Origin of the sequence: Amycolatopsis kentuckyensis, assembly GCF_002155975.1 — a bacterium.
GTDB lineage: Bacteria > Actinomycetota > Actinomycetes > Mycobacteriales > Pseudonocardiaceae > Amycolatopsis > Amycolatopsis kentuckyensis.
The window spans coordinates 1-651 of sequence record NZ_MUMI01000716.1 but is presented as its reverse complement, the minus strand read 5'-3'; the positions used below and the strand labels follow the sequence as shown (position 1 = coordinate 651).

The following is a 651-nucleotide window of genomic DNA, read 5'->3' as shown; positions in this document are numbered from 1 at the left end:
CGAACCTGTGTGAAGGGAATCAACAACGTCGTCCGCTACGAATGCGACGACGAAGACGAAGAGCAGTACTGGGTGCTAGCCGGCGAGAAGCTGACGCACGCCAAGACGGGCCGGGTGGCCGACACCATCCTGTACGACAACTTCGGCGTGTTCCTGAACGACGCCGGCCGCAGTGACTACCAGCGGTGGCAGTTCAGGGTCACCGGTGACGCGCCGGCCCCGCCGGCGGACACCAGCGGGCAGATCGTCCGGATCAAGAGCGTGTCGGAGCGCAAGTGCGCCGCGGCCGGTGGTACCGCCGCGAAGCTGGCCGACTGCGCCGGTGCGGTGGAACAGAAGTTCCAGCGGGTCGAGCTCGGCGGGGGCGTGGTCCAGCTGCGCAACCTCGCGTCCGGCACCTGCCTGCGCACCGGGCGGTCCGGAGTGCCGACCGTCGATCTGGTGAGTGCCTGCGCCGCGAACGACCCGGCGCAGCAGTGGCAGGTCGAGCCGGACCTGATCGGCACGGTCCGGGTGCGCAACGTCGCCGGCGGCACCTACCTCACGCCGCGGGGAAGCACCCAGGAGATCACGACCTACGAGCGCACTTCCCTGGCGAACTGGCAGAAGTGGAGCCTCACCGTCGCCTGACCCGAGTTCGGTGCCGGCCGG

General features: G+C 69.3%; 1 protein-coding gene. It reads left to right on the top strand.

The annotated features are described in order from the left end of the window. On the top strand, positions 1-630 hold a 630-nt coding region (locus tag CCN39_RS46370; RefSeq protein ID WP_143264432.1), incomplete at its 5' end, for an RICIN domain-containing protein. Between the last annotated feature and the right edge of the window lie 21 nt (positions 631-651).